Here is a 23164-nt window from a genome sequence, read left to right on the forward strand (position 1 = left end):
TTCAGTCGCTGTCGCCGGTGAGGACAGCGAAGGGCCATTGCGAGTTGGCGGCGAGATCGGCGGCGGAGGTGAGATCGCTGGAGAGCCCGGGCAGCGCGAAGCGCCAGCGGAAGCCGTCCGGCAGCGCAAGGCCGATCGCCTGCCACACGCGCGGATCGAGACCTCCGGCAGGCGTCACCTGCTCGAACGTCCGCACGGGGCAGAGCGCCAGCAGCGCCTTTCCTCCGCTTGTGCGCAGAAAGCCCACCATGGGCAATGCGCCACCCACCTCCAGCGGAGCATATTTGCCGCGAAACAGCTCCGGTGCTGCTGCGCGAAGGCCGAGCAGCGTGCGGATGAGCCACTGCTTGCGGCCGTCGGCGCTTGCAGCAGGGGCGGCGAGCGCGGCGCGGCGGCGGACGAAATCCACCGGGCGTCGGTTGTCCGGGTCTACCAGCGAGAGGTCGAGAAATTCCGTACCCTGATAGATGTCGGGAATGCCGGGGGCGGTGAGCTTGAGCACGCACGCCACCAGCCCCTTCGCCTCCGCCGCCCGGCGCAGGAGATCCACGAAGCGGGAGATTTCCCGCCGCATGTCCGCCCCCTCGGGCGCGGTGAGGATGAAGCGGGCGAGGCCCTGCGCCTCGGCTTCGAACGCCTCGTCCGGCCGGTCCCACGATGTCGCGCGCTTGGCCTCGCGCAGCGCCTTCATCTGCCAGCCCTCGACGCGGGCGAGGAAGCTCTCCATGTCGGCGGCATCGTCCGGCCAGGCGCCCACCAGCGTTTCCAAGAGCATGATGCGATCGGCCGCGTCCACTGCGGGCGCCCGTTCCTTGAGCGCCGCCAGCCAGCGGTCGAGGAGGGCGATCCACAGGTCCGCGCATTCGCTCAGGATGGAGAGGCGCGCGCGCACATCCTCGCCACGCTTGTGGTCGTGGGTGGCGCTCGCCAGCATGGCGAAGGGCCAATCGTCCGCCCGCGCCACGGCGGTCCGGTTCCAGTCGACGACGCTGCCGCCGCCCGTGGCGGGGTTCGAGCCCACCTCGTTGCGCGAGAGCAGGGGGCCGTAGCGGTAGAAGGCCGTATCCTCCACCGATTTCGCGGCCACCGGCGAGGAGAGCTGCTCGAAGCGGGTGATGGCGGCGCGCCGCAGGTCGGCGTGGGGCGCGTCCGGGGCGAGGGGGCCGAGCCAGTCGCCGATCCGGTCGAGGTGCCATTCATCTCCGGGGAAGACGCCGCCCCGCGCCGCCGCGATGGCCGCGTGGAGCGCGTCCTCTCCCGTCTCGCCCGTGCCGGCGGCATAGGTGCGATAGCGGGGGAAGTGGACGAGGATTTCGATCAGGCAGCGCCGGAGCGCCGGGCGCGGCCGGTCCCGGTCGGCAAGATCGGCGGCGGCGAGGGCGGCGAGGGCATCCACCGCGGTCTCCAGCGGGGCGGTGAAGGACCGGGCGATGATCTCGCGCCGCGCCGCCTCTTCCTCGGCGGAGAAGGCGGCGGGCCGGCCGGTGCGGGCGGCCCAGTGGGTGGCGAGGCGCGCGAAGCCGTCGGCGTCGTGGATGAGGCGGCTCACCTCCTCCATGAAGTCGTAGCCGGTGGTGCCGTCCACCTCCCAGCCGGGATCGAGGTTTTCGCCGGCGGCAAGGATCTTCTCCACCACCAGCCAGGCCCGCCCGCGCAGCGGCTCCGGCCGCATCGCCTCCCGCGCCGAAAGCTCCGCCCGCAGACGCCGGCAATAGGCACCGGGATCGGCGAGGCCATCCACATGGTCCACGCGCAGGCCGTCGATGAGGCCCTGGGCGTAAAGGTCCAGCACCGTGGCGTGGGTGCGCTCGAATACGCCGGGGGCGTCGGCGCGGAGGGCGGCAAGCTCCGTCACGTCGAAGAAGCGGCGCCAGTTGATGGCGTCCGGCGCCGTGCGCCAGAAGGCGAGGCGATAATGCTGGCGCTCCAGCAGCGCGTGGAGATGCCGGGCGGCCTCCTCCCCGGCCAGGCCGCTGGCGGCGGCGGGATCGGCCTCCAACGCCTCGGCATCCTCCGGCCGCAGCGGGAACAGGTGGTGGAAGTAACGCACCGCCCAGCCGGCCTCGGCGTCGCGCACCAGCTTGAGATCGCTGCCGGCCAGCACCTCGTGATAGGGCGCGCCGAGGAAGGGCGCGAGCAGCCGCCCGCCGCCGGCGTCGAAGTCGATGTCGAACAGGGCCGCGAAGGGGCTGTCCGACCCGTTGCGCAGCACGTCCAGCCAATAGGGGTTCTCGTCGCCGCCGACGCCCATGTGGTTGGGCACGATGTCCACCACCAGGCCCATGCCGCGGCCGCGCAGTGCGGCCACCAGGCGCTTGAGGCCGTCTTCGCCGCCGAGCTCCGGATTGACGAGGGCCGGGTCCACCACATCGTAGCAATGGGTCGAGCCCGCCCGCGCCTTTAGGATGGGCGAGGCATAGACGTGGCTGATGCCGAGGTCGGCGAGATAGGGCACCAATGCGGCGCCGTCGTCGAAGGTGAAGCCCTTGTGGAATTGCAGGCGATAGGTGGCGCGGGGGAGGGCGGAGGTCATTGCTCGGCGGCCCCTTCGCCGCGGGTCAGCTGGAGGAGGGAGAGGCGGGCCTTCACCTTCGGCGCGGCGAGGAGGTCGCCCGCCGGCGCGGCCATGCGGCGGCGCCAGTTGGGGTGCTCGTCCACCGTACCCGGCAGATTGGGGCTTTCGTCGAGGCCGAGGAGGTCTTCCAGCGGGATGATCGCGAGGTCGCACGCGCTTTGCGCCACATAGGCGATGGCGGCGTCCACCGCGTCGTCCGCATCGTCGAGGGTCGGCGCGATGCCCGTCTCGGCCGCCGCCGCCGCTAAGGCCGCGCGCTCGCCGTCGCGCGCGGTGAGGGCTTCGGCGGCCACGTCGCAGGCGGCGATGCGGGCACGCCAGTGGAGGTCACGCCCCGCCCACCAGCCGGCGATGGTGGGCAGATCGTGGGTGGAGGTCATGGCCGCTGCCTCGCGCTGCCACTCCTGCGGCGGTAGAAATCCGCCGTCCGCGTGGCGCTCGAACGGCAGCACGCGCATGCCGAGGATGCCGCGCGCCGACATCTCCTCGCGCAGACCTTCCGGCACCGTGCCGAGATCCTCGCCGATGGCGATGGCGCCGTGGGCGTGGGCCTCGATGGCGACGAGCCGCAGCAGATCCTCAAGCGGATAGGTGAGATAGGCGCCCTCTCCGGCCCCCGCGCCATCGGGCACCAGCCACAGGCGTCGCAGGCCGAGGATGTGGTCGATGCGCACCCCACCGGCATGGCGCAGCGCCGCGCGGATGGCGGCGAGGAACGGTTCAAAATTGAGCGCCGCGAGCGCCGTGGGCGAGATGGCGGTGAGGCCCCAGTTCTGCCCGGCGATATTGATGAGGTCCGGCGGTGCGCCGATGGCGAGGCCGGCGAGGAGATCGCCCGGCCGGCTCCACGCCTGCCCGCCGGCGGGATCGAGCCCCACGGCGAGGTCCGCGATGAGGCCGATGCCCATGCCGGCCGCCCGCGCGCGGGCCTGCGCATCGGCAAGGCTCCGCCCGGCGAGCCATTGCAGGAAGAGGTGGAAGCGCACCTCCTCCACCCGTGCGGAGGCGAACTCCGCGACGGCCGGGTCATCCGGATCGCGCAGCGGGGCCGGCCAGCGGCGCCAGTCGGGGCCGTGGCCCTCCGCCATCATGGCGGCATGCAGCGCCTCGAACAGCGCATGGCGGGCGAGGTCGTCGCCGGGCTGGGCGGCGAAGGCGGCAAATCCCGCGGCGGTGTCGGGGAAGGTGTCCAGCGTGTCGAACAGCCGGCGCAGATGCGCGAGCTTGCGCCGGGCCGCGCGGGGCCAGTCGATGAACCCGTCCTCGTCCTCGGGCGCATCCTCGATCCCGCGTCCGGGGAACAGCGCGGCGGTGTCGGCGAGGAGGGGGTTGAGGGCGAGCCGGCTGGAGGGCGCATACGGGCTGAAGCGTTCGGGTGCGGCGGAGAACAGGGCGTGGAGCGGGCTCAGCGCGACCGCGTGCGCGCCGAAGCCGGCCAGCCGCTCGGCCAGCGCCGCGACGGCGCCGAGATGGCCGATGCCGCCATCCCCCGCTTCCCGCAGGCCATAGACCTGCGCCGCCACGCCGAAGGCCCGCGCGCGGCCCGTCCGCTCCGCCACCGAGGGCGCGCTATGGGGCGCCACCGCGAGCCGCACGCTCTGCGATCCGATGCGCAGCACGTGATAGCCGGGCGTCTTCGGCGCGGTGAAGACGGAGCCCTCCCGATGCGGCCGCAGGATGAGGCGGCGTGGCGTCTCCCCTTCCAGCTCCACGGGCACCGACGGCACGATGCCCGGCAGCACCACCTCGCGTCCCGCGTCGGCGGTCATCAGCCCGGGAAGGCCGGGCGGTGCCTGAAGGGCGGCGAGGGCGCGCGCGATGTCGGCGGCGGTTCCGCAGGGGTGGCCGAGAGCGGTGAGCACGCGCTCCAGCGTTTCGGGAGGCACGCGGTGCGGGCGCTCGAATGCGTCCGCCCATTGGATGGAGACGCCGGCCGCCTGAGCCAGTGTCTCGATGGGCGAGGGGGCGGGCCGGCGGGGCGCCGTCATTCAGCTTCGCTTTCGAGGAAGGCGAGGGTGGCGCGCGGCGGAATGGCGAAATCGTCCACGGCGCCGCTCGACGCGATGAGGGTGAGCGCCGCGGGCAATTCGGCGGGGCAGGGCTCCGCGCCGAAGTTCGCCGCCAGCGTCAGCACCACGCCGTCGCCCATGCGCCAGCGCGCGACGACGGCGTGCTCGGACACGGCCTGCGCGCCGAGGCTGACCGCGCCTTCAAGGCGCGGCACCACATGGGCATGGCGGGCGGCGATCATGTCCTCCACGAACGCTTCCCACTCCTCCGCATCGGGCGGCGGCGCGGGGATGGAGGCGGTGAAGGTTGTCTCCGCATTCGGGTCCGGGATGGTGGCGCGGCGCGCCGGATCGGAGAAGGCGGAAAAGCGGGCGAATTCCGCGCGCCGGCCCTCGCGCACGAGGTCCGCGAGCCCCTCGGCATGGTCCGTGAAGAAGAGGAAGGGCGTGCGCGTACCGATCTCCTCGCCCATGAACAGCATGGGAATCTGCGGTGCGAGCAGCACCAGCGCCAGCGCCGCGCGCACGCTGTCGGGATCGGCCAGCGCGAGAAGCCGCTCGCCGAAGGCGCGGTTGCCGATCTGGTCGTGGTTCTGGACGAAGGACACGAAGGCGGTGGGCGGAAGATGGCCACTTTGCGTGCCGCGTGCGCGGCCGAGGTTCGGCGCCATCTCGCCCTGATAAGCGAAGCCTTCGGAGAGGCAGCGGGCGAGGCGGGCGGACGGGGCGTCGGCGAAGTCGCCGTAATAGGCCTCCCGCTCGCCGGTCAGCAGCACATGGAGGCAATGGTGGATATCGTCGTTCCACTGGGCATCGAACGGGCGCGGCAGCAGGGCCGCGTCGTTGTGCTCGTTCTCCAGCACAAGATGCACATGGCGATCCGCCGGCAGGCGCGCGCGGATATCGCGGCCGAGGGCGGCGAGCGCCTCGGGCGGCAGGATGGCGTGGACAGCATCGAGCCGCAGCCCGTCGAAGCGGAACTCCTTGATCCACATGAGCGCGTTTTCGAGGAAGAAGCGGCCCACCTCCGGCCGGTCGAACGCCACCGCCGGCCCCCACGGGGTCGCCTGCTCCGGGTGGAAGAAGTCGGGGGCGAAGAGGCCGAGATAATTCCCGTCCGGCCCGAAGTGGTTGTAGACCACGTCCAGCAGCATCATCACGCCATGGGCATGGGCGGTGTCGATGAGGGCCTTCAGTTCGTCCGGCGTGCCGTAGGCGGCGGCCGGGGCGAAGGGCAGCACACCGTCGTATCCCCAGTTGCGCGCGCCGGGAAAGGCCGCGATGGGCATCAGCTCCACGGCCGTTATGCCGAGAGCGGCCCATGCGGGGATCTTCTCCGCTACGCCGGAAAAGCCGCCGCAGATGCCTGCGTGAACCTCCAGGATCACCGCCTCGTGCCACGGCCGCCCGCGCCAGTCCGTGCGCCAGCGATAGGCTGCCGGATCGGTGACCACGCTGAAGCCGTGGACGTCCTCCGCCTGCGCGCGCGACGCTGGATCGGGGAAGGCGGTGCCGTCCTTCAGGCGGAAGCGGTAGCGCGTGCCCGGCCCCACCGGCGCCTCGACCGCGAACCAACCGCCCCCGCGCGGCGCCATGGCGAGGCGCGTGCCGCTGGACAGCTCCAGCTCGATGCCGTCAGCGCCCGGTGCCCACAGGCGGAACCGCGTGCCGTTGACAGTGAGGATGGGGCCGAAGGCGGTCGTGGTGTCGTCCCGCGCCCCGCTCATGCACCGCCCCCGGAAATGCGCCCGCGCAAGAGAACGAGCGACTGGGGCGCCACCTCCACCTCCTCGCTCTCCACCAGCATTTCCGGCGCGCCGGGATTGGCGCTGTCGATCATCAGGATCACCGGCGTCGGCGGGGGAATGCGGAAGTTGCGCGGCTCGTGGGTGGCGTTCAGCATCAGCGTCATGACGCAGATGGTGCCGTCGTCTCCGTGGGCGGCCCGGCGCAGGGTGAGGAGGCGGGCCTCCGCCGCGTTCCAGTCGTCCGGGGAGGGCGTGCCGGCCTTCTCGTCGAACCAGGCGATATCGGTGATGCCGGGCGCCAGCTCGCGATCGCCATAGAGGAAGGAGCGGCAGCGCAGCAGCGGATAATCGTGCCGTGCCTTGGCGAGGGCGGCGACGAAATCGGACAGGATCTGCCCGTCCGGTCCCTCCAGCAGCGACCAGTCGATCCAGGAGATTTCGTTGTCCTGGCAATAGGCATTGTTGTTGCCGTTCTGCGTGCGGCCGAACTCGTCGCCGGCCAGCAGCATGGGCGTGCCCAAGGCGAGGAAGACGGTGGCGAGCATGGCCCGCTCCAGCCGCGCGCGTCGCTCGCGGATTTCGGGATTGTCGGTCGGGCCCTCGGCGCCCCAGTTGGCGGAATAGTTTCCCGAGTGGCCGTCGCGATTGTCCTCGCCATTGGCGGCGTTGTGGCGCTCGGAATAGGAGACGATGTCCTTCAGCGTGAAGCCGTCGTGGGAGGCGATGAAGTTCACCGACGCCCACGGGCGCCGCGCGCGGCGGTCGAAGATGTCGCCGGAGCCGGACAGCCGCGCCGCCAGCTCCGCGCGCTGCCCCGCATCGCCCCGCCAGAAGCGGCGGACATTGTCGCGGAAGCGGTCGTTCCACTCGGCGAAGCCCGGCGGATGGTGGCCCAACTGGTAGCCGCCGGGGCCGATGTCCCAGGGCTCGGAAATCAGCTTCACGCGGGAGAGCACCGGGTCCTGCCGCAGCACGTCGAAGAAGCCGGAGCCGGGGTCGAAGCCGTATTCCTCGCGGCCGAGCGTGACGCCGAGATCGAAGCGGAAGCCGTCGATGCGATAATGGGTCACCCAGTAGCGCAGGGAATCCATCACCATCTGCAGCACGCGCGGGTGCGAGAGGTTCAGCGTGTTGCCGGTGCCGGTGTCGTTGATGCAGTAGCGCGGCTCGTCCTTCACCAGCCGGTAGTAGGAGCGGTTGTCGAGGCCGCGGAAGCTCAGCGTCGGGCCGAGTTCGCTGCCCTCGGCGGTGTGGTTGTAGACCACGTCGAGGATGACTTCGAGCCCGGCCGCGTGCAGCCGGCGGATGGCCACCTTGAACTCGTTGCGGTCGCCGGCGGAGAGATAGCGCGGCTCCGGCGCGAAGAAGGAGAGGGTGTTGTAGCCCCAGTAATTCTTGAGCCCCTGTGAGACCAGATATCGGTCCTGCACGAAGCCGTGGACGGGCAGCAGCTCCACCGCCGTCACCCCCATGCGCTTCACATGCTCGATGAAGGCGGGATGGGCGAGGGCGGCGAAGGTGCCGCGCTGGTAGGGCAGCACGTCCTCGCGCAGCATGGAGAGGCCGCGCACATGGGCCTCATAGATCACCGTGTCCGACCACGGCGTCTGCGGCGGGCGGTCGTCACCCCAGGAGAAGCTGTCGTCCACCAGCACGGCCTTGGGCATGGCCACGGCGCTGTCGCGCCGGTCATAGGAGAGGTCGCCCCGGCCGGAGGCGACGCGATAGCCGAACAGCGCATCCGACCATTGCACCTGTCCCGCGATCTGGCGGGCATAGGGGTCGAGCAAGAGTTTGTGCGGGTTGAAGCGGTGGCCGTCCTCCGGCTCGTAGCGGCCGTGGGCGCGAAAGCCGTAGAGGAGGCCCAGATGGGCGTTGGGCAGATAGCCGTGCCACACCTCGTCGGTGCATTCCGGCAGTGGCATGCGGGCAATCTCCCGCCGGCCGGAGGGGTCGAACAGGCAGAGGTCGATGCCGTCCGCATTGGCGGAGAAGACGGCGAAATTCGCCCCCAGCCCGTCCCACGTCGCGCCGAGCGGATAGGGCTGTCCGCTCTCAAGCCGATCCGGCCACGCCATCAGTGTTCTCCCGCATGTACGAAGAGGAGGGTGGAGAGGGGGGGGAGTGTGAGGTCGAGGCTCTGGCCTTCGCCGTGGGCGGGCGCGTCCCGCGTTTCGACGCCGCCGTAATTGCCCATGCCGGAGCCGCCATAGAGGGGGGCGTCCGAGTTCAGCACCTCGCGCCAGCGGCCGGCATGGGGCACCCCGATGCGGTAGCCCTGCCGGGGCACCGGCGTGAGGTTGATGACCGCCAGCACCGGCGCTGCATCGGGGGCGAGGCGCAGGAAGGAGAGGACGCTGTTCTCCGCGTCATCGCCGACAATCCAGCGGAAGCCCTCGGGCTGGTCATCGAGCGCATGCAGCGCGGGCCATTCGCGATAGGTGCGATTGAGGTCGCGCACGAGGGTCTGGATGCCGCGATGGGCGGGATCATCCAGCAGGAACCAGTCGATCTCCCGGTCGTGGCTCCACTCGCGCTCCTGCCCGATCTCCCCGCCCATGAAGAGCAGCTTCTTGCCGGGATGGGTCCACATGAGGCCGAGCAGTGCTCTGAGGTTCGCCCGCTTCTGCCAGGTGTCGCCCGGCATCTTGCCGATGAGCGAGCCTTTCCCGTGCACCACCTCGTCATGGGAGAGGGGCAGAACGAAGCGCTCGGAGAAGGCGTAGACGAGGGAGAAGGTCAGCTCGCCGTGGTGGTGGCGGCGATAGATGGGCTCGCGCGCCATGTAATGGAGCGTGTCGTGCATCCAGCCCATGTTCCACTTGTAGGAAAAGCCGAGGCCGCCCTCCTCGGTGGGCCGGCTGACGCCGGGCCATGCGGTGGATTCCTCGGCCAGCGTGATGGCGCCCGGGCAGCGCTCCGCCACCACCGCATTGAGGTGGCGCAGGAAGTCCACGGATTCCAGATTTTCCCGCCCGCCGAAGCGGTTGGGGATCCACTCGCCGGCCTTCCGGCTGTAGTCGCGATAGAGCATGGAGGCGACCGCATCCACCCGCAGCCCGTCCACGTGGAAATGCTCCAGCCAGTGGAGCGCAGAAGCGATGAGGAAGCCCGAGACCTCGCGCCGGCCGAGGTTGTAGATCAGCGTGTTCCAATCCTGATGGAAGCCCTCGCGCGGGTCGGCATGCTCATAGAGCGCGGTGCCGTCGAAATGGGCGAGGCCGTGGGCGTCGGACGGGAAATGCGCCGGCACGAAATCGATGATGACCCCGATGTCCGCGCGGTGGCAGGCATCGACGAAGGCGGCGAAATCCTCCGGCTCGCCGAAGCGGCGGGAGGGTGCGAAGAGGCCGAGGGGCTGATAGCCCCACGAGCCGGTGAAGGGATGCTCCGTCACCGGCAGCAGCTCCACATGGGTGAAGCCGAGGTCCTTCACATAAGGCACCAGCCGCTCGGCGAGGCCGAGCCAGGAGAGCGGCTCCCCCGTCGCCGGATCGCGCAGCCACGAGCCGGCGTGCACCTCATAGATGCTGATTGGCGCTGAGGGCGCGTTGCGCGCGGCGCGGGCCGCCATGAAGGCCTCGTCGCGCCAGCGGTGGGTGCGGGGAGAGGGGACGACGGAGGCCGTCTGAGGCGGCAGCTGCGTCGCCCGCGCCACCGGGTCCGCCTTCAGCGGCAGGCGCGCGCCATCCGGCCCGAGGATCTCGTATTTGTAGAGCGCGCCGGGGCCAACGCGGGGAATGAAGATTTCGAACACGCCGCTGGCGCCGCGCCGCCGCATGGCATGGCGGCGGCCATCCCAGCCGTTGAAATCGCCCACCACGCTCACGCGCCGCGCATTGGGCGCCCACACGGCGAAGCGCGTGCCGGCAACGCCCTCCACCGTCACCGGCGCTGCGCCGAGCGCATCCGTGAGGCGGAAGTGGCGGCCTTCGGAGAAGAGATGCAGGTCGAGATCGCCGAGCAGCAGGCCGAACGCGTAAGGGTCCTCCGTCTCCTGCGTTGTCTCGCCCCACTGAATGGACAGCGCATAGGCGCCTTCCGGCAGCGGGCCGCAGAACAAGCCTTCGACGGGTCCCTGTTCCAGAAACAGCGTCTGCGATCCCGCCTTCGGCCGCACCGCCACCGCCTGCGCGCCCGGCACGAACACGCGCACGAAGCGGCCGTGCGGCCCCTCGTGCGGGCCGAGCACGGCGAAGGGGTCTTCCAGCCGCCCGCTCGCGAGCTGATCGAGAATGGCGGGGTCGAGCGGCGGCACGCGGCTCATATGAACGTGGTTCATGCGCGGGCATCCGGCGCCAGATCGGAGACGAGGCGGGCGAGGCTGCCGAGGGCGATGGGGAGCCAGTCCGGCCGATTGTCCATTTCGTAGGTCACCTCATAGGCCGCCTTCTCCAGGAGGAAGAGGCGCAGCAAGGCCTCGTCGCGCTTCGCCTCCGCGCCGCCAGCTTCGATGCCGGCGCCCCGGCGATAGGCGTCGAGCAAGGCCTGCGGGATGCGTGCCTGGAAGAGATCCGCGAGGCGGCCGAAATTGGCGTCGCCGGCCGCCTGCGAGGGGCGGCGGCGGGCGCGCACGGCATAATCCAGCGAGCGCAGGATGCCGGCCACGTCCCGCCATCCGCTGTCCTTGGCGCGGCGGGCCTCCACCGGCAAAGCGGGCTCGCCCTCGAAATCGATGATGACCGCGTCGCCCTGCGCCACCAGCACCTGTCCCAGATGGAAATCGCCGTGGATGCGATGCAGCCGGGCGCCTTCGCCGGCAGCGATGAGCCGCTCGATCTCGGTGGTCAGTGCGGCGCGCCGGTCGAGGATGCAGGCCGCTTTTTCGCGGTCACGCTCGGCAAGCGTGTCGAGGCGGTCGGCAAGCCCGTTCAGCGCGGCGTCGATGCGCCCGCCGATGCGGCTGCGCCAGGCGTCCAGCGCCGCGCGGCCGGCGGGCTCGGGCGAGAAGGCAGGGTCTTCGGTGTCCGCGGCGAGCAGCCGGTGCATCTCGCCAAGGTGCAGGCCCAGATGCTCGGTGAAGCGCAGATAGGGAGCGATGAGGTCTTCCTGCTGGCTGCCCTCATGGTCCACCTCGTGACCGATTTCGTCGGCGGCGCGCTGGAGGAAGGAGAGGGTGAAGGTCCAGGCATCGCCCTCGCCGGCCACATAGGCCTGGAGCACCGCGAGCACCTGCGGCGCGCCGCCCTCCGGCTCGTGCACGATCTCGCCCAGCAGCGTCGCCGTGTTGGCGAAGCCCCGCTCCGTGAGCGCCCGGCTCATCTCCGCCTCGGGATGGATGCCGGGCGTGATGCGGCGGAACAACTTGAGAATGGCCTTGTCGCCGTAGATGAGAGAAGAATTGGACTGTTCCGCCGAAAGAAACCGCACCGGGGCACCCTCGGGCATCGCTGCGGGATCGAAAGCCTCCGTTCGGCGGAAAACGATGCGGCCTTGCGAGCTTGGAACCTCGCCATTGGCGGCGATGAGCTCCATCACGTCGGCGGCGAACTCCGGCAGCGCGAACGCATCGGTGAGATAGCCGGTGCGCCGCCCGCGCCGCACGCGGGCCAAGGCGAGCTGCTGGGGCAGGGACTGGCCGGCCTCGTCGTCCCACGAGATGCCCACCGGGATCTGGTAGAGGTCTGTTCCGCCGGCCCGCTTGGTCTCGACCATCACGAAGGCGCGCTCGCGCTTCTTGCCAAGGCGCGCGGTCATGGCGACGCGGGCGGACTGGAGGGCATCGCCCTTGCCTGCGAACCAGCGGCGCTTGGGCAGATAGGCCGGCAACACGTCGGCCTCGAAGCTCTTGCGGTGGGCGGCGGTGATCATCTCCTCCGGCGCCCCCTTCAAGACGAAGGTGAGATATTCGGGCATGGCCTCGGGCGCCGGTGTGTGCCAGTCCGGCGATTGCGCGTCGGTGGCGAGGAGGAACCAGTAGAAGCCGTAGGGCGGCAAGGTGAGCAGATAGGTGAGCTGGCCGATGGGCGGGAAAGGCGAGGAGCCGAGCAGCTCCAGCGGAATGCGGCCGGCAAATTCCGAGAGGTCCACCTCCACCGCCTGCGGCGAGCGCGACAGATTGGCGACGCACAACAGCGTTTCGCCCTGGTGTTCGCGCAGATAAGCGAAGACTTTGCGGTTCTTCGGATAGAGAAAGCGCAGCGTGCCGCGCCCGAACGCGGGATGGGCGCGGCGCACGGAGAGGAGCTTGCGCGTCCAGTTGAGCAGCGAGTGGGTGTCGCGGCTCTGCGCCTCCACATTGATGGCCTGGAAGCCGTAGAGCGGGTCCTGGATGGGCGGCAGCACGAGGCTCGCGGGGTCGGCCTTGGAGAAGCCGCCATTGCGATCCGGCGACCATTGCATGGGCGTGCGCACGCCGTCGCGATCGCCGAGGAAGATGTTGTCGCCCATGCCGATTTCGTCGCCGTAATACATCACGGGCGTGCCGGGCATGGAGAGGAGCAGCGACTTCATCAGCTCCACCCTGCGCCGGTCGCGCTGGAGCAGGGGGGCGAGGCGGCGGCGGATGCCGAGATTGATGCGGGCGCGCCGGTCGGCGGCGTAGAAATTCCAGAGGTAATCGCGCTCGCTGTCGGTGACCATCTCCAGCGTCAGCTCGTCATGATTGCGCAGGAAGATGGCCCACTGGCAGTTTTCCGGAATATCCGGCGTCTGGCGCATGATGTCGGTGATGGGAAAACGGTCTTCCTGCGCGATCGCCATGTACATGCGCGGCATGAGCGGGAAGTGGAACGCCATGTGGCATTCATCGCCCTCGCCGAAATACTGCTGCGTATCCTCCGGCCACATATTGGCCTCGGCCAGCAGCAGGCGGCCGGGATAGGCGGCGTCCAGCTCCGCGCGGATCGTCTTCAGGATGGCGTGGGTCTCGGGCAGATTCTCGTTGGAGGTGCCCTCGCGCTCCACGAGATAGGGCACGGCGTCGAGCCTGAGGCCATCCACGCCGAGATCGAGCCAGAAGCGCATCACCCCCAGCACCGCCTTCAGCACGGCGGGATTGTCGAAGTTGAGATCGGGCTGGTGGGAATAGAAACGATGCCAGAAATACGCGCCGGCCACCGGGTCCCACGTCCAGTTCGACTTCTCGGCGTCGAGGAAAATGATGCGCGTTCCGGCATAAGCGTGGTCATTGTCGGACCAGACGTAGAAATTGCGGTGCGCCGAGCCGGGCTTCGCCTGCCGCGCGCGCTGGAACCAGGGGTGCTGGTCGCTGGTGTGGTTGATGACCAGCTCGGTGATCACCCGCATGCCGCGCGCATGGGCCTCGCGGATGAAGCGTCGCGCGTCGGCCATGGTCCCGTAATCGGGATGGACGTTCTTGTATTCGGAGATGTCGTAGCCGTCATCCCGCCGCGGCGAGGGGTAGAAGGGCAAAAGCCAGATGCAGGTGACGCCGAGGCTCGCGATGTAATCGAGCTTCGATATCAGCCCCGCGAAGTCGCCGATGCCGTCGTCATTCGCATCGAAGAAGGACTTCACATGCAATTGGTAGATCACCGCGTCCTTGTACCAGAGCGCGTCGTCTTCGGTGGCGGAGGCCGTCGCGGTGGAGCTGGGGGCGGAATGGACGTTCATGCGGCGCCTCCCACGGGGCGGATGCGCCAGATGGCGTAGGGCAAATCGGCCGGGTCGAGGTGAAGGTTCTGCATCTTGCCGGTCCAGGTGAAACGGGTGTCGCGCAACAAATCCTCGACTTCCACGGACGCATGGTCCGGCAGGCCGAATTCCCACAGGGGGACTTCGAAGGCGGCGCTGCGCGGTGCGTGGGGATCGAGGCTCACCGCCACGAGCACCATCTCGTCCTCGCCGGGCAGGCGTTTGCCGAAGTAGAGAATCTGATCGTCGAAGGCGTTGTAGAAGGTGACGTTGAGATGGCTCTGCAGCGCCGGATAAGCGCGGCGGATGGCGTTGAGGCGGGTGATCTCGGCGACGATATTGCCGGGCGCAAAGTCATCTCGCGGCCGGATCTCGTATTTCTCGCTGTCGAGATACTCTTCCTTCCCCGGCACAGGCTCCGCCTCGCACAGTTCGAAGCCGGAATAGAGGCCCCAGAGGCCCGAGAGCATGGAGGCAAGCGCGGCGCGGATGAGGAAGCCGGGGCGGCCCGAGCGCTGCAGGAAATAGGGGTTGATGTCCGGCGTGTTGACGAAGAAGTGCGGGCGGTAGATGTCCCGCGCCGGTGCACGGTTCAGCTCTTCCAGATAGTCGCGCAGCTCGGCCTTCGTATTGCGCCAGGTGAAGTAGGTGTAGGACTGGGAAAAGCCGATCTTGCCCAGGCGATACATCAGCTTCGGCCGCGTGAAGGCCTCGGCGAGGAAGATCACGCCGGGGTCGCGGCTGCGGATGTCGGCGATCAGCCACTCCCAGAAGGGGAAGGGCTTGGTGTGGGGATTGTCCACCCGGAAGATGCGCACGCCGAGGCGCACCCAGCCCTCCACCACATCGCGCAAGGCGAGCCAGAGGTCCGGCACCGCGCCCTTGGCATAGAAGTCGACGTTGACGATGTCCTCGTATTTCTTCGGCGGGTTCTCGGCGTAGCGGATGGTGCCGTCCGGCCGCCACTGGAACCAGTCCGGATGCGCCTTCAGCCAGGGATGGTCTGGCGAGCACTGGATGGCGAAGTCGAGCGCGATCTCCAGCCCCTCGTCCCGTGCCGCCGCGACGAGCGCGCGGAAATCCTCGAAGCTCCCCAGATCGGGATGGATCGCCTCGTGCCCGCCCGCCTCGCTCCCAATCGCATAGGGGCTACCGGGATCGTCCGGGCCGGCGCTGAGCGAATTGTTGCGGCCCTTGCGGTGGGTGCGGCCGATGGGATGGATGGGCGGGAAATAGAGCACGTCGAAGCCCATGTCCCTGATGGCCGGCAGCCGCCCGATGACGTCACGCAGCGTGCCGTGGCGGGTGGCGTCGTCGGTGACGGAGCGGGGAAACAGCTCGTACCAGCTGGCGAATTGCGCACCCTCGCGGTCGCATTCGATGGGGTAGGGCTGCTGCCCGCCGGTGGCGAAGGCGCGCGGCTCGGCCTCGGCCATGGCGGCGGCGAGGGCAGGCGAGAGCAGCGCATCAACGGCGGCGGCCTCGCTGCCCTTCAGCCGCTTGAGATGATCGCGGATCTCGCTGCGCACGGCCTTCGGCGCACGCTCCTGCGCGGTCTCAAGCAAGTCTCGCCCTTCGGCAACCTCCACCGCGAGAGCCTGGCCGGCCTCGCGCTTCTTGCCGAGATCGCGGCGGAAGGTGCCGAAATGGTCCCACCACGCCTCCACGAGGAATTCGTAGCGGCCGACGCGCAGAAGCGGAAAACGCGCCTGCCAGCGGTCGTTCACCGTGGGCACCATCGGCACGCGCTGCCACGTCTTCTCGTCCACCGCGCGCCAGCGCAGTTCGGCGGCGAGCTTCTCGTGGCCGTCGGAGAAAATGTCCGCCTCCACCGTCACCACGTCGCCCACGCAGCGCTTTACCGCGAAGCGGCCGCCGTCCACGCTCGGCGTCACCCGCTCGATGGCGATGCGCGGCGCGGCGATGAAGGGGGCGACCTCCTGGCGCGGGGCGAGGATCGGGGCAGTGGGGGAGAGATCCATGGCAGCCGTTCCGCCGGGGGGCAGTTCGTCGGCGACGGGGCCGGCGAGCGCGAGGCCGAGGCGTGCCGCAGTCTGTCGCGCGCTCAGGGGCGCGGGTTGCGTCAGGTCGGCATTGAAGGCGAGGAGCCGGGCGCCGCCGGGGCCATCGGCCTTGACCAGCGTCGCCGGCGCGCCGGGCGCGGTGAGCTGGCGCAGGCGGCGCACAGTGAACGACTGCGTGTTGAGCGCGGCGATCTCGGCGGAAAGGTCGAAGCTCTCAGCCGCGATCAAGTCTTCGTCAGCCAAGTCTTCGCCAGCCAAGTCTTCGCCAGCGTCGTGCGCCGCCATGAAGGGCGTGCGCGCGCCGTGCTCGAAGCCCATGGGCATGAGCCAGCCATCAGTAAGCTGGGCGGCGGCGGCCAGCGCAAGGCGGTGGCTCGCCTCCGCGGTCGCTTCCGGCACCCGCGCGGCGAGGCGCGGGCCGAAGGGATCGTCGCAGAAGGCGAGCATCCGCGCGTAGGGGCGCAGCGCGTTGACTTCTTCCACCAGCCAGGGTGCGCGGCCATCCCACCAGGCGGTGGAAGAGGTGACGAAATCAAAGGCGGAGGCGAGATCGCGCACCCGCTCGCGCGGCAGTCCGGGCGTCCAGCCCACCGCCACCAGTCCCGCGTCGCGCGCCGGGCCGAGAAGGCGCCGCCAGATGTCGGCGGGCAGCGCGCCGGCATCGTGGCAGCGCACGCCGCTGATGCCGGCGCGCCGCCAGCGGTCGAGATGCCCGGACCAGAAGGCGATGAAGCGGTCGGCGTCCGCATCGTCGGAAAGCGTCACGGTGTGGCCGGCGGCGGCGGAAGAGACGCGCGGGTCGCCTTCGCGCGCATTGCCGCTCCAGCACTCCGGCAGGACCGCGAGAAGGTCACCATTGCCCGCGCGGGTGCAGGCAAGGTCGAGAAACAATGCGAGGCCGTGGGCGGCAGCCGCTTCGGCGAGATCGGCGAAAGCCGCGTCCGGCGTCTCACCATCGAAGGGCTGCGCGAGGCTGTCGAGCGTCCGGGTGGCGAACCAGCTGTGCGGCTCCACGGGGAAGGGCCAGCCGAGGAGCAGCGTGTCGAAGCCGAGCGCGGCGATGCGCTTCAGAAGGGCGTCCCGCGGCGCGCCGTCTGGCAGCGCCCGCGCAGGCACATGATACAGCCGAGGCCGCGTCTCGTCCGACACCCGGGGCATGCGCCCATATTCGCCCTCCATCGCCTGATGGTGCACGTCTTGCCCTCGCCGATACCGTTTGCCTGCGGGGAGACAATGTCTTGGGCAGTGAGGGGTTCCGCCGAAAGGTCAAGAATGCTGGCGGATGCGCGGGAAATCTTGGGCCGCATTTGTTTCGCCGCGTAACTCAAGGTTAACCATGATGGGAAATTCTGGCGTCACCCGAAACGGCTGCTTCGCTGTCGCTGCCCGGTGCCCGCTCAAGCGGGCGGCTGGCTGGCGCGTGCGCACGCGTGCCGGGCTCTCGTGCCGTGCCAAGGGGGCGCGTCACGGGGGCGCGTCACGGGGGCGCATCGAGGGGGCGGATCATAGATCGGGCCGGAGAACGAGTGCATGTCCAGCGCCACGCACAGGCTCAAGATGCGACCGTCAGGCCGGGCCGAAAAACGCGCCCCATGGCGCGGGCACCTTGGCGGGACGCTTCTGTCCGGCTCGGCGCTGGCCACGGTTCTGGCGGGGCTGATGCCCGCGCCGGCGGCCTACGGCGCCTGCGTCACCTCGGGTCCCGCCGGCAATCCCACGGCGCTTGATTGCGCGGGCGCGAGTGCGCCGGCGGCTGTGGTCACCGGCAACACCATCACCGTGACGACCGCGGACGATACGATCATCACCGGGGCGGCGCCCATCTCCGTGGTTGTCGGCTCCGGCCTCGGCGGCGGCGACATCGTCCTGAACAACATCGGCGGCAGCTTCACCGCGACCACCGACGGCATTGTGCTGATTTCAAGCGGCGCCATCTCGCAGGCGTCCGGAACCGGCATCGGCGCCACCGTGAGCGCGGATGGCTATGCCCTGGCTTTGCTTCCCGCGACGAACGCCAGCGTGCGGGTGCTGGCGGGCGCAAGCCTCACCGGCGGCGCGAGCGGCGTGCTGGCCTCGACCACCGGAAACATCGACATCGCGGCCGAGGGCGGCACCTTCAAGGGCACGACCTCGGACGGGCTCACCCTCATCGCCGGCGGCAACATCACGGTGAACGATTTCGCCGGCAGCGCCACCGGCGGTCAGAACGGCCTGTTCGCCCAGTCGAGCAACGGCACCATCACCATCGACCGCTTCACCGGCACCGCCGAAGGCACCGGTGCCAGCGGCGTGTTTGCGCAGGTGACCGGGACGGGCGACGTCAACATCCGCAGTTTCGGCGGCGGCGCCACGGCGGGCCAGAACGCCATCTTCGCCCAGAGCAATGCCGGCAAGGTCGATCTCTCCGGCTTCAGCGGCACGGCGGAAAGCACCGGCGCCAACGCCATCTTCACCCAGGTGGTGACCACCGGCGACATCTCGCTCACCAGCTTCAGCGGCAGCGCCACGGGCAGCCAGAACGGCATCCTCGCCTTCGCCACCTCCGGCACCATCGATGCCTCGGGCTTCAGCGGCACGGCGAAGGGCACGGCCGGCAGCGGCCTTCTGCTCTCGACCACGAGCGGCGCCATCACCGCCGACAATTTCACCGCCGGCACGGGCAGCGGCCCGTTCATCACTGGCGGCGCGGGCGGCATCCAGGCGCTGTCCACGTCCGGCGCCATCAGCATCCAGAACTTCGCCTCCAGCGCTCAGGGCGGCCAATACGGCATCTTCGCCCAGACCGGAGCGGGCAGCGTCAACTTTTCCGGCTTCTCCGGATCGGCGACGGGCACCAGCGACTACGGCGTCTATGGCCGCACCACCGGCGGCGCCATCACCGCCGACAATTTCACCGGCGGTTCGGCCGGGTCGCCCAACGTCGTCGGCGGCGCCAACGGCGTGTTGCTGCTCACCGACACCGGCGGCATCAGCATCAAGAATTTCGCCGCCAGCGCCTCCGGCGGGCAGTACGGCATCTTCGTCCAGGCGGGCACGAGCGGGGACATCAATGTCTCCGGCTTCTCCGGCACGGCGACGGGCGGCACCGGGGCCGGTGTGTTCGCGCGGACGCTGGGCGGCGGCGTCAACGCCGACAATTTCAGCGGCAACGCCTCGGGCGGGCAGTACGGCGCCTTCTTCAACGCCACCGGCGGCGATCTCTCCATCCAGAATTTCTCCGGCACGGCGAAATCCACCGTGGCGGGCGGGTTCGGCCTCTACGGCGAGGCCACCGGCACCATCACGCTCACAACCTCCGGCAGCGCGGCCATCGAGGGCACGCAGGACGGGGTGTTCCTGAAGCAGATGGGCGGCAAGGTCTCCGTGACCCTCGCCGACACCACGCAGGTGAAGGGCTCGACCGTCGGCCTGCGCGTCTCTTCGGACGCGGCGAGCACCGGAGACATCGTGGTCGAGACGAAGGCCGGCACTTCCGTGTCCGGCGCGGTGGGCGGCATCCGCATCGACAAGGCTGGTACCTCCGGCAACGTAGATGTGACGACCGTCGGCACCGTCACCAGCAGCGGCGGCGCGGCCATCGCCGCCGTCTCGGCGGTGGAGGGGACGACGCAGACGAAGATCGGCGTCACCGGCGCCGTCACCGGCGGGCTCGGCGGCATCGTCGCCGACGCCACCAGCACCAAGGGCAATGCGACCACGATCATCACCACCGACGCCACCGTGAAGGGCGGCACCGGCACGGCGGTGAAGGGGCTCGCCACCTCGGAAACGGGCGACGCCCTGAGCAGCTTCACCCTGCGCGGCGCCATCACCGACAGCGCCAGCGGCGCCGAGGCATCGGCGACCGCGGCCGGCACGGCGACCACCGAGGTGAAGGTGGAAAATACCATCACCGTCACGGGCTTCGGCGTGCGCGCGGTGGCCACCGGCACCGGCGGCTCGGCCACGGTGACGACGAGCGCGAACGGCGCCATCACCTCGGGCGCGCAGGGCATCGACGCCAGCGCCACCGGCAATGGCATGAGCGTCACCGTCACCACGGACGGCCTCGTGAAGGCGGGCGGCTCCGGCATCCTTGCCGCCCTCACGGGCGATGGCGGCACGGTCAACGTCACCACCAACGCCAAGGTCACGGCGGGCGGCACAGGCATCGAGGCGGGCCTCTCCGGCGCCGGGGGCACGGTGACGGTCAAGAACACGGCGGAGATCGACGCGACGGGCTCCGGCATCATCGCCCTCAATACCGGCGGTGCAACGACCGTCACGGTGGGCGGCAAGATCACGGCCGGCGGCAGCTTCGGCGTGGGCGCGACCTCGGGCGGGACGGGGGCGGCGCGGGTCGATGTGGGGGCGGACATCACCAGCGCGGGCACCGGCGTCGTCGCGCAGACGGCCGGCAGCGGCGACGTTCAGGTGACGCTCGCGGACGGCGTGCGCATCCTCGCCGGCGGCACCGGCGTCCGCACGCTCGCGGGCGGCGGCGGTGCGGCGACGGTCACGCTCGGCACCGGCTCGCGCATCTATGCGGACTCGGGGCAAAGCGGCTCCGGCAACGGCATCCGTGCTGACGGGACTGGCACCGTCGCGGTGGCCATCGGCACCTTCAGCGTCGTCTCCGGCTCGGGCGCGTCCGAGGATGAGGCGGTGATCCGCGTGTCGAGCGGCGACGGCACCGCCATCGACATCGGCAACGGCTCGCTCGTCAGCTCCTGGGTCTATGCGGCCAACGGTAACCTCGCCACCGCCGCCGGGCGCGTCGCGATCCGAGCCGATGCGGGGGCCACGACCGTCACCAACGCCGGCACCGTCATCGGCCGGGTGAGCTTTTCCGACGGCAACGACATCGTCAGCAATCTCAGCTCCAACACCTGGGTCACGGTGGGCGCCAACAGCTTCGGCGGCGGCACGGACCAGGTGAACAACGCCGGCCTCACCGTCACCGCCCTCAACGGTGCGCAGGGCGAGACCACCACGTTCACGGGCCTCGAAACTTTCGTCAACGGCAGCCTCGTCTCGACCGACGCCGGCCTCCTCACCATGATCGACGAGACGCCGGGCCAGACCACCTATAACGGCACCCGCGACGTGACCTACGTGAGCGGCGTGCTCGTCGGGCAGGGCAACAGCCGCCTCGGCATCGATGCGTATCTCGGCGGCCCCGGCTCCACCGCCGACAGGCTCGTGATCGGCGGCCTCGATGCCAACGGCGATCTGCTGCCCGCCGGCACGGTGGCGACGCAGGGGCAGACCGCCATCGTCATCAACGACGTGAGCGGCAGCGCCGGGGGCTACAACCCCAAGGGCATGATGGTGGTGGAGGTGGTGAACCCCGATGCCGTCTCCTACGGCAAGCGCGGCAGCCAGGAGGCGAGCTTCGTCATCTCCGCCGAGTCGGCCGGCTACGATCCGCGCTTCGGCGGCGTCATCGACAAGGGCGTGGTCTTCTACGACCTCGTGACGCGCGGCAACGACACCTATCTCGTCGGCGTGCCGGACCGGGAGGCCTATGAGCTGCCGCGCCTCGTCACCGGCGCGCAGAGCATCTGGTACGAGACCAGCGGCGGCTGGCTGGACCGGCAGGCGGACCTGCGGACCTATCTCGACGGCGGCAACGGCGCGGCCGTTGGCAAGGGCGGGCAGCAGGCCGTGACGCCCGGCGTGTGGGCCAAGGCGGTGGGCAGCTGGGGCCTGCGCAATTCCACCACCACCGCCACGGTGCCGGGCGCGGCCTACAGCTACGACACTGGCTATGCGCAGAACACCTACGGCTTCATCGCCGGCGCCGATTTCGGCAAGACCAACCCGTCCGCCTCCGGCAAAGACGCGGTGATGTTCGGCGTGATGGCCGGTTACGTGACCTCCCAGCTCGGCTTCGATGCCTCGCCGACCTCCGCCAGCTATTCCGGCGGCACGGTGGGTGCCTATGCCACCTACCTCAACCGCAACTGGTTCGTGGACGGCCTGTTCAAGGCTGACATCCTCTCCATGGACTACACCGCGCCCACCCTCGGCGGCGTCGCGGCCTATGGCCAGAGCGCGCGGGCGACGAGCCTCGGCTTCACCCTCGACACCGGGTACCGGGCGAAGCTCGGGGCCACCGGCTTCTTCGAGCCCATCGCCACGCTGAGCTACGTCTCCACCCGCATCAACAACGTCTTCCTGCTCGCGGGCACGGCGGCGGACTTCGGCAGCAACGACAGCCTCCGGGCGGGCCTTGGCGCCCGGGTCGGCGGGCCGATCCACGAGAACGCGGCGCTGCGCATCGAGGCCAATCTGAACGCGCGCCTGTGGTACGAATTCCTCGGCGACAACGCGGTGACCATCTTCAACCCCGGCCTGCCGCTGACCGTCGCCGACGACTTCAACGGCGCCTTCGGCGAGGTCGGCGGCGGCTTCAACGTGTTCGCCAAGGCGAACGGCTGGAACGGCTTCACCACCGCCAGCGTCAAGTTCGGCGATGGCTACGCGGCGGCGAACGCCCGGGGCGGCATGCGCTACCAGTGGTAGGGCGCCGCCCGCGTTGGCGAAGGGAAGGTCTTGGGGGCACCGCGTTCCGAAGGCCGGTTGAGTGGGCCGAAGGCACAGACTAAGCTTGCGCGCCTGATCTGGAAGGACATCTCATGCGCGCCGCCGGAGCGATCCTGATGCTCGGTTGTCTCGTCGTGCCGGTTTCAGGGGCGCGCGCCGACGACTGCCAGAACGTGGCCGATGCCTATGATCGCCTCAGCAAGGCGCCGGCCTACCGGCAGATGACATCGCTCAACGGCAAGCTCCTGATGGAATCCGTCATCGTCGGCGACGACATGTACGTCAAGGATGGCGCGAAGTGGAACAAGCTGCCGCTTGGACCCGGCGGGCGCGTGCGGATGCAGAAGAGCGTCATTCCCGGCGCATCGAGCCTCAAGGACTGCCGTCGCGTGGGCCCGGAGACGGTCCAGGGCAAGAGCGCGGTGGCCTATGACTACACGCCCCCGCCCATGCCGGGGGTCGGCGCGCTGGACCCTCAGCGGGTCTGGATCGCGGCTGACAGCGGCCTGCCAATCCGCATGACCTCGCAGCAGCAGAAGACCGAGGTGGTCATCAGCTTCGACAACGTGGTCGCCCCCGCCCCATGACCCTCCCGGAGGTGGAAGCCTGCCCGGACGTGCAAGGAAACGGCGCGCCCGACGCTGTGGCTTGAACGATGCCGTGGTCCGCTGCGCGCCCCGCGAT

Annotated in this window: 9 protein-coding genes; 2 read left to right on the forward strand and 7 right to left on the reverse strand. The window is 69.9% G+C overall.

The window, feature by feature from the left end; all coding sequences use genetic code 11:
* Nucleotide 1: 1 nt before the first annotated feature.
* Genes treY through V5F63_RS05120 form a run of 7 tightly spaced genes read right to left on the reverse strand, consistent with a single transcriptional unit; the run spans nucleotide 2 to nucleotide 17146 of the window.
* Entirely contained in the window at nucleotides 2-2533 is a 2532-nt protein-coding gene (gene treY, locus V5F63_RS05090) for a malto-oligosyltrehalose synthase (protein ID WP_394101766.1), read from the reverse strand.
* On the reverse strand, nucleotides 2530-4563 hold the full coding sequence (gene malQ / locus V5F63_RS05095) for a 4-alpha-glucanotransferase (protein WP_394101767.1): 2034 nt from the start codon (nucleotides 4561-4563) through the stop codon (nucleotides 2530-2532). The genes treY and malQ overlap by 4 nt, the downstream gene beginning before the upstream one ends.
* Nucleotides 4560-6311 (reverse strand): malto-oligosyltrehalose trehalohydrolase, encoded by a 1752-nt coding sequence (gene treZ / locus V5F63_RS05100; protein ID WP_394101768.1) that lies wholly within the window; start codon nucleotides 6309-6311, stop codon nucleotides 4560-4562. The genes malQ and treZ overlap by 4 nt, the downstream gene beginning before the upstream one ends.
* Entirely contained in the window at nucleotides 6308-8410 is a 2103-nt protein-coding gene (gene glgX / locus V5F63_RS05105; protein WP_394101769.1) for a glycogen debranching protein GlgX, read from the reverse strand. Before glgX ends, treZ begins: the two co-directional genes overlap by 4 nt.
* Nucleotides 8410-10614, reverse strand: a complete 2205-nt coding sequence (gene glgB, locus V5F63_RS05110; RefSeq protein ID WP_394101770.1) for a 1,4-alpha-glucan branching protein GlgB — start codon at nucleotides 10612-10614, stop codon at nucleotides 8410-8412. Before glgB ends, glgX begins: the two co-directional genes overlap by 1 nt.
* Nucleotides 10611-13907: a maltose alpha-D-glucosyltransferase gene (treS, locus tag V5F63_RS05115; protein ID WP_394101771.1), complete on the reverse strand. Its 3297-nt coding sequence runs from the start codon at nucleotides 13905-13907 to the stop codon at nucleotides 10611-10613. The genes glgB and treS overlap by 4 nt, the downstream gene beginning before the upstream one ends.
* Nucleotides 13904-17146: a maltotransferase domain-containing protein gene (locus V5F63_RS05120; RefSeq protein WP_394101772.1), complete on the reverse strand. Its 3243-nt coding sequence runs from the start codon at nucleotides 17144-17146 to the stop codon at nucleotides 13904-13906. The genes treS and V5F63_RS05120 overlap by 4 nt, the downstream gene beginning before the upstream one ends.
* 336 nt (nucleotides 17147-17482) lie before the next feature.
* On the opposite strand from V5F63_RS05120, the gene V5F63_RS05125 reads away from it, so the two are divergent.
* Complete coding sequence (locus V5F63_RS05125) at nucleotides 17483-22459, forward strand: beta strand repeat-containing protein (RefSeq protein WP_394101773.1); 4977 nt, start codon at nucleotides 17483-17485, stop codon at nucleotides 22457-22459.
* Between the two features lie 113 nt (nucleotides 22460-22572).
* On the forward strand, nucleotides 22573-23067 hold the full coding sequence (locus V5F63_RS05130; protein ID WP_394029967.1) for a LolA-like protein: 495 nt from the start codon (nucleotides 22573-22575) through the stop codon (nucleotides 23065-23067).
* The last annotated feature ends 97 nt before the right edge of the window (nucleotides 23068-23164 follow it).

Source organism: Xanthobacter wiegelii (assembly GCF_043193855.2).
Lineage (GTDB): Bacteria > Pseudomonadota > Alphaproteobacteria > Rhizobiales > Xanthobacteraceae > Xanthobacter > Xanthobacter flavus_A.